The organism is Saccharothrix luteola, from assembly GCF_020859565.1.
Taxonomy (GTDB): Bacteria; Actinomycetota; Actinomycetes; order Mycobacteriales; family Pseudonocardiaceae; genus Actinosynnema; species Actinosynnema luteola.
In genome coordinates this window covers 14540-30281 of the sequence record NZ_JAJHUO010000037.1, presented here as the reverse complement: position 1 = coordinate 30281, position 15742 = coordinate 14540, and the positions used below count along the sequence as shown (strand labels likewise).

Sequence of the window (15742 nt, the reverse complement as noted above, 5' to 3'; positions counted from 1 at the left end):
ACGTCAGGGCAGCCTGGGCTCGACCAGTTCGGCGACCCGCATCGCCAACGGGCACGGGTCCTCGGCCGGGCTGCCCGAGTTCAGCACCACGTCGACCCGGGAGGACGCCGTGACGCCGATGAAGATCCCGCAGCTGCCGGTCGCGCCCACGGCCTGCTTGGCCTGGTGGCGGCCGATCACCAGGTCCTGCACCACGTTGCCGTTGGACTGGACCTGGTCCAGCCCGGACGTGGTCCGGATGCCGACGCCGAGCAGGGCTTGGCGCGGCGAGAAGTTGCACACCCGCGCCGAACCGAGCTGCTCCACCACCGGCTCGGCGGTCTGCGCGCCGGTGACCTGCTCGGCCTCGGCCTTGGTGAGCAGGTCGCACGGGTCGGCGCCGGCCAGCGGGCCGCCCCGCGACGGCCCGACCGCGGGCGCGGTGGCCGGTTGCGACGAGCCGCCGGAGGGCGGGCCGGCCGGGCTCTCGGCGGGCCCGCCGCAGGCGACGGCCGAGAGCAGGACCGCGACGGCGGCCAGCGTGGTGCGAGGGTTCACTGGGTCGTTCCCCGGTCGGTCAGGGCGGGAGGGCGCGCCGCCGGCGTTCCGGTCGGTCCTCGCCCCGGTGACGCTCACGACCGGGACCGACGCTTCGGTGCGCCGACCGTAGCGCACGCTCTGGGAGCGCTACCAGACCTGCGTCACCCGAGCCGACGGCCGCCCACCGTGAGGCGGGCGGCCGTCGCGCGGCACGCGCCGCTAGACCGCCGTGGCCCGCACCAGCACCAACCGCTCCGGGTGCTGAACGGGAGCCTGCACGCCCGCCGTGTCCAGCACCCGGCCCGGCAGCGTCACGCCGTCCTGCCACCACGGCAGGCGCACGCCCCAGTTGTCGGCGTTGCCGTCCGGCACGTCACCGGGCGCCAGCGGGCGCACGTGGTACGCGCGGTCGGCCGACAGGCCCGGCAGCCGCACCGGTCCCGGCGGGTAGAGCCGGGACGTGGCCAGCGAGACGATCGCGAACACGGCGTCCGACCCGTCCTCCGCCACCACCCCGTGCACCTCGATCGCGGGGTCGGGGTGGTCGCCGTGCACCGACACGCCGGAGTGCAGCAACGGCCGCAGCTCCTTGTACAGCGCCACCCACGACCGCAGCCGCTCCAGGTCCGACTCCGACGCCGCCGTCAGGTCCCACTCGATGCCGAAGTGGCCGAACAGCGCCGTCCCCGCCCGGAAGTCGATCGGGTGCTGCCGGTGCGTCGTGTGCGACGTCCCCGAGCCCACGTGCGTCCCCATCAGCTCCAACGGGATCAGCGCGTTCGTCCACCGCTGCATCGACTGCCGCTCCAGGGCGTCGATGCAGTCCGACACCCACACCCGGTCCGTCCGCTGGAGGATCTCCAGGTCCACCCGCCCGCCACCGGACGAGCACGACTCGATCTCCACCCCGGGGTGGCGCCGCCGCAGCTCGTCCAGCAGCCGGTAGACGGCCGCCGTCTGGCCGTGCACCCCCGCCCGCCCGGTCGGCCGGTGCCCGGCGTCCACGAGGTCCCGGTTGTGGTCCCACTTCAGGTACGACACGGGGTACTCGGACAGCAACGCGTCCAGCCGCTCCAGGATGTGCGCGAACGCCTCCGGCCGGGCCAGGTCGAGCACCTGCTGGTGCCGTGCCGTGCCGGGCAGCCGGTCGCCCGCCGCCATCATCCAGTCCGGGTGCGCCCGCGCGAGCTCCGAGTCCGGGTTGACCATCTCCGGCTCGACCCAGATGCCGAACTGCATGCCCAACCCGGTCACGTGGTCGGTCAGCGGCCCGAGCCCGTCCGGCCAGACCTCGTCCGACACGTACCAGTCGCCGAGGCCGCGCCGGTCGTCCCGTCGCGACCCGAACCAGCCGTCGTCCAGCACGAACCGCTCGCCCCCGACCGACGCGGCGGCGTCCGCCAACGCCTTCAGCCGGTCCAGGTCGTGGTCGAAGTACACGGCCTCCCACGTGTTCACCACGACCGGCCGGGGCGAGGAGGGGTGCGACGCGCGCGAGCGCAGGTGCCGGTGGAACCGCGCCGACACCTCGTCCAACCCCCGCCCGTACGACGCGTACTGCCACGGCGACGTGTACGACTCGCCGGGCCCCAGCACGACCTCGCCGGACAGCAGCAGCTCACCCGACCCGAGCAGGGACACGGAGTGGTACGTCTTCTCGGCGAACGTCCGGTGGTTGCCCGACCAGGCCGTGTGCACGGCCCAGATCTCGCCCGAGCGGTTGCCGAACCCGGCGGTGCCCGCGGCGAGCAGGTACGCCGAGTCGTAGCCCGTCCGACCGGTCCGGTTCTCGCGCACGTGCAGGCCGTGGTTCCACGGCGTGCGCTGCGGGCTGCGCTCCCGCGTCCAGCGCCCGGTGAAGTCCAGGAGCTCGACCGCCTGCGGCGGCGCGGGCAGGGTCAGGTTCACCGCGTCCACGGCGAAGTCCGACGACCCGGTGTTGGTCAGCACGGCCCGCTGCCGCACCAGCCCGGCCGGCGTCAGCTCGACGTGGAGTTCCAGCCCGAGCCCGGCGACCTCGTCCACCGCGGCGACCACGGGACCGTCCACCGACACCACGCGGAACGCGGTCGAGAAGTCCCGCCCGCCCCGGTTGCCGACGATTCCCGGCGTGCCCAGCCAACCCGCCGACTGCTCGGGCAGCACGGCCACGTCCACCGCGCCGTCGACCGAGAAGCCGATGGGGTGCGGAGTTTGCGCAACGAGTACCGCGTCCAGTTCCGCCGGCGTGAGTTCTCCCAGGTCAGCACCCCAATAGCGGACCCGGGGAAGTGCGCTTCCGGAGAAGTCGAGCACCAGGCTCACACCCGCTGCCCGCAGGTGCGTCACGTCTGCCACTTGTGGTCTTCCTCTCTGGTGGTGAACCTCGTTGACTTACTTTAGTTGCTGGCGTAAGAATCGCCATACCTTGGATGTCACAGGGCAGAAACCCACCGCCGCCGCCGGGAAAGAGGAACGATGATTCGCACGACCTTGCACGACGGGTGGCGCCTGAGCGCGGTGGGCGGGCCGGTCCCGGCGGTCGTCGCCGATCGCCCGGTGCCCGCCGTGGTACCCGGCAGCACGCACCTCGACCTCCTCGCGGCGGGTCTGATCCCCGAGCCCTACCTGGACACCAACGAGGCCGAGCTGGCCTGGATGCACCGCGCCGACTGGCGCTACGCCCTGACCTTCGAGGCCGGGGCGGCGCGGCCCGGCGAGAAGGTCGAGCTCGCGTTCGACGGTCTCGACACCGTCACCACGGTCGAGCTCAACGGCCACGTCCTCGGCCACACGGCGAACATGTTCCGCTCGTACCGCTTCGACGTGCGCGAGCACCTCAAGGACGGCGCGAACGACCTCGTCGTCACCTTCCACTCCGCCCTGGCCTACGCCGAGCGGCAGGAGCAGGAGCTGGGCCGGCGCGACCGCGCCTACCCGCACCCGATGAACGCCCTGCGCAAGATGGCGTGCTCGTTCGGCTGGGACTGGGGTCCCGACCTGCAGACCGCGGGCATCTGGAAGCCGGTGCGGCTGGAGCGCTGGACCGAGGCGCGCCTGGCGCAGGTCCGCCCGCTCGTCACGGTGGACGCGGACGGCACGGGCCGGGTCGAGGTGCACGTCGAGGTCGACCGCGCCGGCGACGGCGACCTGACCGCGGTCGCGACCGTGGCCGGGGTCGAGCAGCGCGTCCGGGTCGAGGGCGACTCCGCCGTGGTGACCGTCGAGGTGCCGGACGTCGACCTGTGGTGGCCCGTGGGCTACGGCGACCACCCCCTCTACGACTTGGCGGTCATCCTCCAGGCCGGCGGCGAGGACGTCGACCGCGCCGACCGCCGCATCGGCTTCCGCACCATCACCGTCGACACGACGCCCGACGAGGTCGGCACGCCGTTCACGTTCGTCGTCAACGGCAAGCCGGTGTTCGCCAAGGGCGCCAACTGGATCCCGGACGACCACTTCCTCACCCGCGTCACCCGCGAGCGGCTGGCGCGGCGGGTCGACCAGGCCGTCGAGGCCAACATGAACATGCTCCGCATCTGGGGCGGCGGCATCTACGAGACCGAGGACTTCTACGACGTCTGCGACGAGCGCGGCGTGCTGGTGTGGCAGGACTTCCTGTTCGCCTGCGCCGCGTACGCCGAGGAATCGCCGCTGTGGGAGGAGGTCGAGGCCGAGGCGCGCGAGAACGTCGCCCGGCTGACCTCGCACGCGTCCCTGGCGCTGTGGAACGGCAACAACGAGAACCTCTGGGGCTTCGCCGACTGGGGCTGGGCAGAGCAGTTGCAGGGCCGCACCTGGGGCCTCGGCTTCTACACCGACCTGCTGCCGAAGATCGTCGCCGAGCTCGACCCGACCCGGCACTACTCGCCGGGCAGCCCGTACAGCCCGGGCGAGCTCCACCCGAACGAGGACACCCACGGCACCCGCCACGAGTGGGAGGTCTGGAACCGGGTCGACTACACCCACTACCGCGACCACACCCCGCGGTTCTGCTCGGAGTTCGGCTTCCAGGGCCCGCCGACCTGGGCGACGCTCACCAAGTGGGTGCACGACGAGCCGATGACGCCGACCTCGCCCGCGTTCCTGCTGCACCAGAAGGCCGAGGACGGCAACGGCAAGCTCGACCGCGGCCTCGCGCCGCACCTGCCCGCGCCGGCGGAGTTCGGGGACTGGCACTGGGCGACCCAGCTCAACCAGGCCCGCGCGGTCGCGTTCGGCGTCGAGCACTTCCGCTCGCACTGGCCCCGCACGGCGGGCGCGCTGGTGTGGCAGCTCAACGACTGCTGGCCGGTCACGTCGTGGGCCGCGATCGACGGCGAGGAGCGGCCCAAGCCGCTGTACTACGCGCTCAAGCACGCCTTCGCGCCACGCCTGCTGACCGTCCAGCCCCGTGACGGCGTGGACGTGCTCATCGCGGTCAACGACACCGACGACGTCTGGGCCGGCGACGTCGAACTGGAGCGCCGGACGTTCACGGGCGAGGTGCTCGCGGCGGCTAAACTCCCGCTCGACGTGCCGGCCAGGTCGGTGGCGCGGCTGGACCTGGCGGCCGAACTCCTCACGCCGGGCGACCCGAAGGGGGAGGTGCTGGTGGTGAGCACGGCCGACGCGCGCACCGCGCACCTGTTCCGCGAGGACCTGGAGCTGGCCTACGACCCCGCGCCGCTGACCGCCGAGGTGCGGCGGGTGGACGGCGGTTACCGGGTGGACGTCACCGCGTCCTCCTTCGCCCGCGACGTCGCCGTGCTGGCCGACCGGGTCGCCGAGGACGCCGTCGTGGACGACGCCCTGGTCACGCTGCCCGCCGGCGGCACGCACTCGTTCCTGGTCCGGACCGCGGCCGAGCTGGTCGACCCGTCCGCGCTGACCGGTCCGCTGGTGCTGCGATCGGCCAACGACCTGTGCGCGGTGCGGACGTGACGACCGGCTCGACCGGCGCCGTCGGCCTCGTCCTGGCCCGCCCCGCGCGGCTGCTGGGCGCGGAGCCGTTCTTCATGGAGTTCATCGCGGGCATCGAGGAACGACTCGCCGAGGGCGACCGGTCCGTGCTGCTGCACATCGTGGGCGCGGAGGACGCCGAGATCGCCGCCTACCGCAGGTGGGCGGCGGGCGGCCTGGTCGACGCGGTCGTGGTCGTCAACCGCACGGTGGACGACCACCGGCCGGCGGTGCTGCGCGAGATGGGCCTGCCCGCGCTGTACGTGGGCGAGCCGGACGAGCTGGCCGTGCCCGCGGTGCGCACCGACGACGCGGGCCCCGTGCGGGAGGCGTTGGCGTACCTGCTCGACCTCGGGCACCGCCGCATCGCCCGGGTCAGCGGCCCCGACACGCTGCTGCACACCAGGGCGCGCACCGCCGCGCTGCTCGAAGGCTGCGCGGAGGCGGGCATCGAGCCCGTCGTGCTGGAGGGCGACTACTCCGAGGAGTCGGGGGCGAAGCTCACCACCGCGCTGATCGACTCCGCCGAGCCGCCCACCGCGATCCTCTACGACAACGACGTGATGGCCGTCGCGGGCCTCAACGTCGCCAAGGAACTCGGTGTCGCCGTGCCCGACCGGCTCAGCCTGGTGGCGTGGGACGACTCGTCGCTGTGCCGGCTCGCGTCACCCGCCCTGACCACGATGAGCGTGGACGTGCACCAGTTCGGCGTCACGGTCGCCGAGTCGGTGCTGGAGCTGATCGAAGGCGTCGAGGTCACCGAGCGCTGGTCGCCCAAGCCCACGCTCATCGCGCGGGAGAGCACCCGATAGAAGGATCCCCATGACCCACCACGCCGCCGAGTCGCGGTACGACACCATGCCCTACCGCCGGTCCGGCCGCAGCGGGCTCAAGCTGCCCGCCGTGTCGCTCGGCCTGTGGCACAACTTCGGGCACGACAAGGACCTCGACGGCCAGCGGGCCATCCTGCGCCGCGCGTTCGACCTCGGCGTGACGCACTTCGACCTGGCCAACAACTACGGGCCGCCGCCCGGCAGCGCCGAGGAGAACTTCGGCCGGCTGTTCGCGACGGACTTCCGGCCGTACCGGGACGAGATCCTGGTGTCCACCAAGGCCGGCTACCACATGTTCGCCGGCCCGTACGGCGAGTGGGGCTCCCGCAAGTACCTGGTCGGCTCGCTGGACCGGTCACTGGCCCGGATGGGCCTCGACCACGTCGACGTCTTCTACCACCACCGGCCCGACCCGGACACCCCCATCGAGGAGACGATGGGCGCGCTGGACCACGTGGTCCGCTCGGGCAAGGCGCTGTACGCCGGCATCTCGAACTACTCGGCGGAGCAGACCGCGGAAGCGGCCCGTGTGCTGCGCGAGCTGGGCACGCCGCTGCTGATCCACCAGCCGTCGTACTCGATGCTCAACCGGTGGGTCGAGGACGGCCTGCTGGACGTGCTGGCCGAGGTCGGCGCGGGCAGCATCGCGTTCTCGCCGCTGGCGCAGGGCGTGCTGACCGACCGCTACCTCGACGGCGTGCCGGCGGGTTCGCGCGCGGCGGGCGCCTCGCCGTTCCTGTCGGCGTCCAACCTGGACGACGCGACGCTGGCGAAGGTCCGCGCGCTCAACGAGATCGCGAAGGGGCGCGGGCAGACGCTGGCGCAGCTGGCGATCGCGTGGGTGCTGCGCAACGTGACGTCCGCGCTGATCGGCGCCTCCAGCGTGAAGCAGCTGGAGGACAACGTGGCCGCGACGGCGAACCTGGCGTTCGAGGCCGACGAGCTGGCCGAGATCGAACGGCACCTCTGACGTCCGGAGCGGTGTGAGGTGAACCGCTTCAGGGCTGCTGTCAACGCCTCTTGACGAAACTTTGCTTAACCGCTTAACTAAGTCCCATGGGGCAAGCACTCGACCCGGTCGCGGTCGCCATCGACATCGGCGGCACCAAGCTCGCCGCGGCGTTGGTCGAGTCCGACGGCACCGTCCTGGCCCGCCGCGGCACGGCGACGCCCGCGGGCGACGCGGAGGCGGTCTGGGGCGGCCTCGCGGGAGTTCTCGACGAACTCCTGGTCGCCGCCGCGGACCGCGCCGTGCTCGGCGCGGGCATCGCCTCGGCCGCGCCGATGGACCTGCGCACCGGCACGATCAGCCCGGTCAACATCCCGGGCTGGCGCGACTTCCCGATCACCGCCCGCGTCGGCGAGCTGCTGCCCGGCCTGCCGGTCCGGCTCGGCGGCGACGCGCTGTGCATGGCGCTGGCCGAGTACCACCACGGCAACGGCCGCGGCAGCGAGTGCCTGCTCGGCATGGTCGTGTCCACCGGCATCGGCGGCGGGTTCGTCTTCGCCGGCAAGCCGCACTTCGGCGCCACCGGCAACGCGGGCCACGTCGGTCACTTCGTGCTCGACCCGGCCGGCCCGCTGTGCGGCTGCGGCGCGAACGGCTGCTCCGAGGCCTTCGCCAGCGGCCCGTCGATGGTGCGCTGGGCGTTGGCGCAGGGCTGGCAGCCGCTCGGCGGCACGGCGGACGGCGTCGCGCTCGCCGCGTCGGCACGGGCGGGCGACCCGACCGCGCAGGCGGCGTTCGGCCGTTCCGGCGAGGCGGTCGCCCGGGTCATCACGGTCGCCTCCGCGTTGTGCGAGGTCGACCGCGTGGTCATCGGCGGTGGTGTCGCGCAGGCCTGGGACCTGCTCGAACCCGCCATCACGCAGCCGCTCGCGGACTACGCGGGGCTGGAGTTCATGCGCCGGGTCGACGTGTGCCCGGCGACGTTGGGCGTCGACTCGGGACTGATCGGGGCCGCGGCGCTGCTCGCGGACGACCGCGTCCCGTCCGTGCCCGTGGGGATCTGAGGGACGCACCGTGCGCAAGTTGGACACCACCGTCCGGGAGTACCACTGGGGTTCGCGGACCGCGCTGGCCGAACTGCGCGGCGAGCCGTCGCCCAGCGCCGTGCCGCAGGCCGAGCTGTGGATCGGCGCGCACCCCGACGACCCGTCCCGGCTGGCCGGCTGCGACGTGCCGTTGGACGCCCACCTCGCGGCCGACCCGGCCGGCCTGCTCGGGCCGGGCAGCCTGGCCGCGTTCGGGCCGCGCCTGCCGTTCCTGCTCAAGGTGCTGGCCGTGGACGCGCCGCTGTCGTTGCAGGTGCACCCGGACCGCGAGCAGGCCGCGGTCGGGTTCGCCGAGCACGGCTACCGCGACGACCGGCCCAAGCCGGAGGTCCTGGTGGCGCTGACCGAGTTCGAGACCCTGTCCGGCTTCCGCCGCCCCGCCGAGACCGTGGCGCTGCTGGACGAGCTCGGCCTGCCGTCGCTGGCCCCGCTGCGGGCCGAGCTCTCGGCCTGCGACACGGGGGGCGCGCTGCGCTGGGCGTTGCGGACCGCGGACGCGGCGCTGGTCGCGGAGGTGGCGTCGGCGGCGGCGCGCGTGCCCGCGCTGGCGCACGTCGCGGCACTGGCCGAGGTCTACCCGACGGACGGGGGCGTGGTGGCGGCGCTACTGCTGAACGCGGTGAAGCTGCGGCCGGGGCAGGGGGTCTACGTGGGAGCGGGCGTGCTGCACGCCCACCTGCGTGGCACCGGCGTCGAGCTGATGGCGAACTCCGACAACGTGCTGCGCGCGGGCCTGACCACCAAGCCCGTCGACGTGCGGGCGGTGCTGTCGCTGGTCGACCACGAGAGCGGACCCGCCGCCGTGCTCGACGGCGAGGGTGACGGTCCACTGCGGACCTACCGGACGCCGGAACCCGAGTTCCGCCTGCACGCCGTGCGTCCCGGTGCCGTGCTGGCCGGCGACGGCCCGCAGCTCCTGTTGTGCACCAAGGGTTCCGTCGTCGTCAGCCGTGGCGGTGACGAGGTCGCGTTGCGCGGCGGTGAGTCGGCGTTCCTGCCGCACAGCACCGACGCGGCCGAGGTCTCCGGTGACGGCGAGGCGTTCTGGGCGACCACGAACCTCTGAGACGGGGAACCACGCCGGATCACGAACTCTGCGACCGCGCACCGGCCTGCGCCCGGTCGAGGGTCGGGTGACCCGCTTCCGGGTGCTTCGTGACGGTCGCACCAACAATCCGGCCCCGTGCCTCACTCGGCCTGGTGAAGTCGCCTCACCGTCGAGGTCGACCCCCTACCGATCGTTCCTACGCCGTGATTCTCTGGCCATGACTTGTCCACTCCAATCGCATTGGGAGAAGGAACAACCATGACCATCACCGTCAATTCCGGGGCGAATAAAATCGGTCGCTCCATCGTCGACGACGAATTCCTGGCGGCCGGCGCGTTCTTCGCGCACGAACTGCCCGCCGCGGGCCTCGCCGTCGATGAGGGCTCCGAGGAGAGCGTCTACAACAGAGCCGATTCGGCGGCCTCCGCGATCGTCCTGCCGGAGGTCGTGCCGCCGGAATTGCAGAAGCAGGTGGCGGAGGCCAAGAGGCGCCTGATCCAGTTGACCAGCCTCGGCTCGACCAAGATGCGCAAGTGGATCACGCAGGCGGACGACCCGGACCTGATCTTCAACGTCGACGCGTGGAAGCAGATCTACACGAAGTACCCGCTGCTCGCGTACGACGAGGTGCTCGACTCGCGCTTCCACCACAGCGGCAAGGGCGTCGAGGTGGCGCAGAGCGTGGCCTCGGCGCTGATCTCGCTGGCGGTGGGCCCCGGCGGGGCGATGATGGCGTTCAGGCAGTTCCTGGAGGGGATGCAGACCAACATCAAAGCGTCGATCGAGAACCAGAGAACGCCGATCGCCCTGTTCATCCAGTCGATCACGATCACGATCCAGGGCGGGACGGTGATTCCGCGGCTGAACGGCTTCTTCATCACCTACAGCGAGGGAAAGCGGATCATCAACACGCCGTGCGCCAGTTACGAGAGCTTCGAGATCGACAGTTCCTACCAGCGCATCGGCGGCCTCCTGGACCTCGACTCGCTGCGCGAACCGGACATCAAGAAGATGTGGGACGACCTCATGGCGCGAGCCGCTCTCGACGACATCGAGAACTCGCAGGACTTCTTCGAGGACGACGAGGGCTTCGTGCCGTCGAAGCAGTCCCAGTCGACATCGGGTGGTGGCACGCAGTGACCACTTCGGTTCCGGTCCGGCGCGACCGGGTCGGCAGTGAGCAGGCCCGGGTCTTCTCCGGCAGCGACGACCGCGGCACGGCTTTCGCCCTGCTCGTCAACCGCTCCGGGCGCGCGGACGGGGCGTACCGGCGGTTCGCGGACACCATGCTGACCTACCCGGTCGGGCTCGCCCGGTACATGGCCAAGAAGCCGCACCCGTACGACGCGAACACCTGGCAGACGGCGTTCGGCGTGCTACCCGCCCTCACCGGGACCGACGTCGAGCACCTCGGCGGTCGACTCGACGCCGCCGGGACCGCGCGGGGGATCCTCGACGCCATGGCCCCGGAGACGCGGGGCGAGATCGAGCAGGTCACGGCCTTCGCCGACCTGATCGGGCAGTTGGCCGGCCCGGCGATCAGCGCGCACCTGCGCGGCGCGGAGAAGTACTCGGTGGTCGGCCTGGCGCTCACCGTGGGCAGCGGCGACGGGGCGGAGGAGTTCGACGGGCGGCTGCACACCGTCACGTTCGAGGTCTCGGTCGGAGCCGTCAACGCCGGTCTCCTGGTGGACTACGAGGTGCGGCGCACCTCCGCGCGGTTCACCGGTGACGTGGAGGCCCTGCACGCGGTCTTCCGCAAGCCCTCGTCCGAGGAGCTGGACGTCCTGCGCGCCTCGCTCCACTACCGCGAGCTGACCGCCTGACGTGGTCGAGCACACGGGTGCGGCGTGGTTGCGCCGCACCCGTGTGCCCCTCCCTGTCGTCTTACTGGAAGTTCACGTCACTGCACAGGTAGTAGGCCTGGTCCATGTGGCTGGCCTGCCAGATCGTGAACACCACGTGGCGGCCGGTGCGGCTGCCCGCGTTCACCTGGGCCTGGTAGAGGCCCGTGGTGCCGTAGCGGCCGGTCGAGGTGACCAGCTCCAGGTCGCTCCAGCGCAGCGGCGTGGTCGCCGTGTTGACGCCCTGGCGGGTGATGTAGATGCGCAGGTAGTCCGCGCCGTGCCGGGCCTGGTCGGTGATCGTGAGGGTGAACTGGCGCGGCTTGGTGGCGGTGTTCCACGCGCCGACCGCGTCGAGCGCGCGGTACCGGCCGCTCTCGGCCAGGCCACCGCTGCACAGCTGACCGTTCGCCAGGGCGCCCTGGTGGTTGCCGCCGACACCGTTGCGGTACAGGCCGTTCCAGTTCCACATCGCGTTCGGGTCGGCCTTCCAGGCCTGCGCGCACATCGGGTCCGTCTGACCCATGTTCGGGTTCAGGTGGTCGCTGCCCCAGCGCTGGTAGCAGCCGTAGTTGCGCGACGGCGGGTCGGTGACCGAGCCGTGCGCGCTCGCGACGCCTGATGCGCCCACCAGGGTGACGACACTCGCGGCGAGGACCGCGAGGACCGAGCTGAAGACGCCGATCACCGATCGGGTACCGCGTCGGAAGGTCATGTGAGTGTGTCCTCCACGTTGAGGATGACCGAGTACAGGGCTGGGAGCGCTCCCAGATCCCAAGGTAGCGAACCGCACACCGTCTGTGAACCCCATCCGCGCACGAAGCTGTCTCGTTCCAGTCGGGCACCCGAACGGCCCAGCCACCACCCCCAACCGCGCGAGTCCTACGTTCGGACCGCGAGAGTCCTACGTCCGGAACACCCGAATTCAACGTTCAGAACACGGTCACTACCGGTAGTAGCCCTCCACCGGAACCGTCGCCTCCTCCAGCAGCGCGGGCCCCTCCTGCGGCACGGGCGCGAAGCCGCCGCCCGGCTTCAGCGCGTTCAGCTGCTCGGTCGACAACGCGAACACCACCCGCCCCAGCCCCGACCGCTCGATCGCGCCGACGCACATCCCGCACGGCTGGCAGCTGGTGAACATCGTCGTCCCGGCCGCCACCTCCGGCGCGAGCGACCGCGCCGCCCACCGCGCCAGCTTCAACTCCGGGTGCGCCGTGATGTCGTCGTCCGTCACGCTGGAGTTGCGCTCCTCCTTCAGCACCGCGCCGTCCGGCCCCACCAACAACGACCCGAACGGCGGGTTGCCCGACGCACGCGCCTCCGCCGCCAACTCGATCGCCCTGCGCAAGCTCATCGGAACTCCTTTCGCACCGTGGCCAACGCCTGCCACGCGACTTCCGGGTGGACGGTCTCCTGTGGATCCCCGACGAACGGGTCCAGCACCACGGTCGACGCTCCCGACGACCGCAACTGCGCCAGATCACCCAAGACCTGCGCCACGGTCCCCTCACCCAACCGCCGCTCCGGCCCCAACTCGTCGGACGTGATGTGCAGCAGAACACGAGGGGTCAACTCCGGCAACGGTTTCCCCTCCGCCTCCGCGATGACCTCCAACCGCGCCAACGCCTCCCGGTACCCCGCAGGCGTGAGGCGCAAGCTGTGCCACGCGTCCCCCAGCCGAACGGCCCGCCGCAGCGCCGCGTCGGAGTGCCCGCCCACCCAGATCGGGATCCGCCCGGCCCGGTAGTCCGACTCGTCCCGCCACGCCTCCCGCACCACCCGCAGCCCTTCGTCGGTCAACCGACCGCGTTCGGCGAACCGCACCCCCAGCGCCTCGTACTCCTGCCGCGCCCACCCGACGCCGACACCGAGCACGAACCGACCGCCGGACAGCTCGTTCACGTTCGCCGCCATCCGCGCCACCAGCAGCGGGTGCCGGTAGGGCAGCACCAGCACGGTGGTGCCGAGCCGGATCCGCGACGTCACGCCGGCCAGCCACGCCAGCGCGGTGAACGGCTCGTAGAACGGGGCCGGGTACTGCTCGGCCACGTCCGGCGTCACGGCCACGTGGTCGGACACCATCAACAGGTCGAAGCCGAGGCCCTCGACGGTCCGCGCCCAGTCCCGCAGCACGTCCGGCGAGGTGCCCGGCCCGAAGTTCGGGACGTTCACACCGATCTGCACGGCCCTAACGCTATGCGGAGATCCCGCGATCCTGAAGAGACTTCCCCCGGCCTGGACCGGCTCCCGCCGCAAATTCCACGGTAAAATCGGCACATGACCGGGAACCTCGATCCGACCGACTGGTCCATCCTCGCCGAGCTGCAACGCGACGGCCGGATCGCGCTCAGCGAGCTGGGCCGCCGGGTCAACCTCAGCGCGTCGGCGACCACCGAGCGCGTCCGCAGGCTGGAGTCCGCCGGCGTGATCACCGGCTACCGGGCCGAGGTCGACCTGGCCAAGGTCGGCTACGCCGTGCTCGCCGTCGTCCGCCTGAAGTACCCGGGCAACCGGCACGAGCCGCTGCACGCGCTGCTCGCCGACCGCCCGGAGATCCTGGAGTGCCTGCGCACCACCGGCGACGACTGCTACACGCTCAAGGTCGCCGCCACGTCCATGCCGCACCTGGAGCAGGTGGTCAACGACCTGACCGGCTTCGGCAGCACGACCACGAACATCGTCTACAGCCAGACCCTGCCGTACCGGGGTGTGTCGCCGACGTAACGCGGCACACCCCGGTTCCGACTACCGCCAGGCCACGGCCGGCGCGCACGTCGCCGGGTCGAGGTCGCGCGCACCCGCCACGATCACCCCGTCCGGGCGCACCCAGCACTTGGTCCGGTCCCACTCGTTGAGCCAGTCGGCGAGCAGCGTCCCCTGGGCGTCGTACGCCTGGAGAACGGCCTGCCGGTCCCACCCGTCGGGGATCTGCCAACCGGACGGGTGAGCCAGGCGGGCCACGAACGTGCCGTTGACCGGCCGCACCTCGGTCGACCTGCCGCCCTGCCGGTAGACGACCTTGGCGACGCGACTCGTCACGCGGCCGACCGCCATGTCGTACCCCGGGAGGCCCGCGTACTCGGGCTTGCCGCCGTCCCCGCCGGAGGCCGAGGCGGCCTGGTCCACGGCGAGCTCGCCGGGCAGCCACCCGACCTCCAGGCCGCCGGTCATCGCCGAGTTGTAGGGCATGGCGGGGCCGTCGACCGTGCAGCTCAGCATGTGGTGCCCGGTGTAGAGCAGGGCGAGCGTGCCGACCTCGTCGGTCAGGTACTGGTGCAGCACGGCCTCGCCCTCGACACCCGCGCTGTCCGCGCAGCCCTTCGCGATCTCGGCGATCCGCTCCGGCGACAGGCCCGGGATCACCGGCTGCCGCGGCGTCGAGGAGGGTGCCGAGGCCGAGGTGGTCGACAACTCGACGGGCGTGTCGGACGCCGCCGCGGGCTCCACGCCACCCTGCTGCCACGGCACCACGACCGCGACCAGGGCGACGACGGCCGCCGCCGCGACACCGGCCGTGAGCAGGGGCGCGAACCGGGCGGCACGGCGACCACCGGTCACCTCCTGCTCCAGGCGCGCGCGGATCCGGGCGCGACGCTGGGGCGGAACGTCCCGGTTCGGGGGGAGTGCGTGGTTCATCGGTCCTCCAGGGTGAGCGCGGGGACGGCGACGACCGGCGCGGCGCCCAGCCTGCGGGTCAGCCGGGCCTTCGCCTTGCTGACCCTGGCCCGGACGCTGACCTCGGCGATCCCGAGCACGCCGGCGGCGTCGGCGTACGACACGCCGGACCACACGCACAGCGCGAGCGCTTCGCGTTCGTTGCGGGGCAGTTCCTCGACGGCGGCCAGCAGCAACGCCATCCGCCGCTGGTCGTCGACCCGCTCGGCCACCTGGTCGGCGTGGTCGGGCACCGGGGTCTCCACCGGCGCCTTGCGGAACAGTCGCAGCCGACGCGCCACCGTGCGCCGGTCGCTGCGCACCACGTTCGTGGCCACGGCCAACAACCACGGCAGGGCGGAGTCGTGCTCCAGCCGCAGCCGGTCGCGCTTGCGCCAGGCCACCAGGAACGTGTTCTGCAGGTGGTCCTCGGCCGCCGCCCACGACGCGGTCAGCCGGAAGCAGTGGTTGTAGACCGCCTTGGCGTGCCGGTCGAACAGCACGCCGAAGGCCGGCCCGTTCCCCGCCGCGGCCTGTGACCACAGGGTGCGGTCGTCATCGGTCGTCATGTCCTGCTTGTGCCCGCCAGTCGGGGAGGTGTTGCCACTCCGCGGACCCGGGCGAACGCCGAAAGGGCCGCCGTCAGCCGGGGCGGTCTCATCGTCGAGACCCCCGGGGCGTGGGGGAGAGCGCTCTCGCCCCGCACCCCTGCCAAGCTGACGGCGGCCCCTCGAACCCGACAACGCCGCCGCCGTGCGTTGCGGGACGTCTGGGAACGTTCCCAGTTCTGACGGTAGCGTACCGCCGGCACCGACGGCAAGCGCTTTCCTGCGACCGACCAACGGGCCGTTCACGCTGCTGAACAGCGC

General features: G+C 72.2%; 15 protein-coding genes. 8 read left to right on the top strand and 7 right to left on the bottom strand.

The window, feature by feature from the left end; all coding sequences use genetic code 11:
- Positions 1–3: 3 nt before the first annotated feature.
- Together LNK82_RS39265 and LNK82_RS39260 are read right to left on the bottom strand one after the other, a co-directional pair.
- Positions 4–537, bottom strand: a complete 534-nt coding sequence (locus LNK82_RS39265) for a DUF3558 domain-containing protein (RefSeq protein WP_230571940.1) — start codon at positions 535–537, stop codon at positions 4–6.
- Between the two features lie 201 nt (positions 538–738).
- Positions 739–2856 (bottom strand): alpha-galactosidase, encoded by a 2118-nt coding sequence (locus LNK82_RS39260; protein ID WP_230571939.1) that lies wholly within the window; start codon positions 2854–2856, stop codon positions 739–741.
- Positions 2857–2976: 120 nt separating this feature from the next.
- Between LNK82_RS39260 and LNK82_RS39255 the strand changes: the two genes are divergently transcribed.
- The 7 genes from LNK82_RS39255 to LNK82_RS39225 all read left to right on the top strand — a co-directional run bounded on the left by LNK82_RS39255 (position 2977) and on the right by LNK82_RS39225 (position 11201).
- Complete coding sequence (locus LNK82_RS39255; protein WP_230571938.1) at positions 2977–5421, top strand: glycoside hydrolase family 2 protein; 2445 nt, start codon at positions 2977–2979, stop codon at positions 5419–5421.
- Complete coding sequence (locus LNK82_RS39250) at positions 5418–6251, top strand: LacI family DNA-binding transcriptional regulator (protein WP_230571937.1); 834 nt, start codon at positions 5418–5420, stop codon at positions 6249–6251. Before LNK82_RS39255 ends, LNK82_RS39250 begins: the two co-directional genes overlap by 4 nt.
- Positions 6252–6261: 10 nt before the next feature.
- The gene (mgrA, locus tag LNK82_RS39245) at positions 6262–7242 is read left to right on the top strand and encodes an L-glyceraldehyde 3-phosphate reductase (RefSeq protein WP_230571936.1); all 981 of its coding nucleotides are present in this window, start codon (positions 6262–6264) and stop codon (positions 7240–7242) included.
- Between the two features lie 86 nt (positions 7243–7328).
- On the top strand, positions 7329–8285 hold the full coding sequence (locus LNK82_RS39240; RefSeq protein ID WP_230571935.1) for an ROK family protein: 957 nt from the start codon (positions 7329–7331) through the stop codon (positions 8283–8285).
- 10 nt (positions 8286–8295) lie between these two features.
- A complete protein-coding gene (gene manA, locus LNK82_RS39235; RefSeq protein ID WP_230571934.1) occupies positions 8296–9393 on the top strand; it encodes a mannose-6-phosphate isomerase, class I in 1098 nt (365 codons plus the stop codon).
- Between the two features lie 240 nt (positions 9394–9633).
- On the top strand, positions 9634–10515 hold the full coding sequence (locus LNK82_RS39230; protein WP_230571933.1) for an Evf family palmitoylated virulence factor: 882 nt from the start codon (positions 9634–9636) through the stop codon (positions 10513–10515).
- Entirely contained in the window at positions 10512–11201 is a 690-nt protein-coding gene (locus LNK82_RS39225) for a hypothetical protein (protein WP_230571932.1), read from the top strand. The genes LNK82_RS39230 and LNK82_RS39225 overlap by 4 nt, the downstream gene beginning before the upstream one ends.
- Positions 11202–11262: 61 nt before the next feature.
- Here the strand turns inward: LNK82_RS39225 and LNK82_RS39220 are convergent, their stop codons facing one another.
- From LNK82_RS39220 to LNK82_RS39210, 3 genes are all read right to left on the bottom strand, one after another.
- On the bottom strand, positions 11263–11934 hold the full coding sequence (locus LNK82_RS39220; protein WP_230571931.1) for a lytic polysaccharide monooxygenase auxiliary activity family 9 protein: 672 nt from the start codon (positions 11932–11934) through the stop codon (positions 11263–11265).
- Positions 11935–12165: 231 nt separating this feature from the next.
- The gene (locus LNK82_RS39215) at positions 12166–12573 is read right to left on the bottom strand and encodes a nucleoside deaminase (protein ID WP_230571930.1); all 408 of its coding nucleotides are present in this window, start codon (positions 12571–12573) and stop codon (positions 12166–12168) included.
- Positions 12570–13403 carry an LLM class flavin-dependent oxidoreductase gene (locus tag LNK82_RS39210; protein WP_230571929.1) on the bottom strand — a complete coding sequence of 278 codons (834 nt, stop codon included), beginning with the start codon at positions 13401–13403 and terminating at the stop codon, positions 12570–12572. The genes LNK82_RS39215 and LNK82_RS39210 overlap by 4 nt, the downstream gene beginning before the upstream one ends.
- A gap of 93 nt (positions 13404–13496) precedes the next feature.
- Between LNK82_RS39210 and LNK82_RS39205 the strand changes: the two genes are divergently transcribed.
- Positions 13497–13943: an Lrp/AsnC family transcriptional regulator gene (locus LNK82_RS39205; RefSeq protein WP_230571928.1), complete on the top strand. Its 447-nt coding sequence runs from the start codon at positions 13497–13499 to the stop codon at positions 13941–13943.
- A gap of 21 nt (positions 13944–13964) precedes the next feature.
- On the opposite strand, the gene LNK82_RS39200 is transcribed toward LNK82_RS39205, so the two are convergent.
- Both LNK82_RS39200 and LNK82_RS39195 read right to left on the bottom strand, forming a co-directional pair.
- A complete protein-coding gene (locus LNK82_RS39200) occupies positions 13965–14855 on the bottom strand; it encodes a hypothetical protein (RefSeq protein WP_230571927.1) in 891 nt (296 codons plus the stop codon).
- Positions 14852–15442 carry an RNA polymerase sigma factor gene (locus LNK82_RS39195; protein ID WP_230571926.1) on the bottom strand — a complete coding sequence of 197 codons (591 nt, stop codon included), beginning with the start codon at positions 15440–15442 and terminating at the stop codon, positions 14852–14854. The genes LNK82_RS39200 and LNK82_RS39195 overlap by 4 nt, the downstream gene beginning before the upstream one ends.
- Positions 15443–15742 lie beyond the last annotated feature (300 nt).

Excerpts from the sequence above, each read along its gene's own strand:
- LNK82_RS39255 (WP_230571938.1), top strand. The coding sequence starts at position 2,977 with ATGATTCGCACGACCTTGCACGACGGGTGGCGCCTGAGCGCGGTGGGC.
- mgrA (WP_230571936.1), top strand. The coding sequence starts at position 6,262 with ATGACCCACCACGCCGCCGAGTCGCGGTACGACACCATGCCCTACCGC.
- LNK82_RS39240 (WP_230571935.1), top strand. The coding sequence starts at position 7,329 with ATGGGGCAAGCACTCGACCCGGTCGCGGTCGCCATCGACATCGGCGGC.
- LNK82_RS39230 (WP_230571933.1), top strand. The coding sequence starts at position 9,634 with ATGACCATCACCGTCAATTCCGGGGCGAATAAAATCGGTCGCTCCATC.
- LNK82_RS39220 (WP_230571931.1), bottom strand. The coding sequence starts at position 11,934 with ATGACCTTCCGACGCGGTACCCGATCGGTGATCGGCGTCTTCAGCTCG.
- LNK82_RS39215 (WP_230571930.1), bottom strand. The coding sequence starts at position 12,573 with ATGAGCTTGCGCAGGGCGATCGAGTTGGCGGCGGAGGCGCGTGCGTCG.
- LNK82_RS39205 (WP_230571928.1), top strand. The coding sequence starts at position 13,497 with ATGACCGGGAACCTCGATCCGACCGACTGGTCCATCCTCGCCGAGCTG.
- LNK82_RS39200 (WP_230571927.1), bottom strand. The coding sequence starts at position 14,855 with ATGAACCACGCACTCCCCCCGAACCGGGACGTTCCGCCCCAGCGTCGC.
- LNK82_RS39195 (WP_230571926.1), bottom strand. The coding sequence starts at position 15,442 with ATGACGACCGATGACGACCGCACCCTGTGGTCACAGGCCGCGGCGGGG.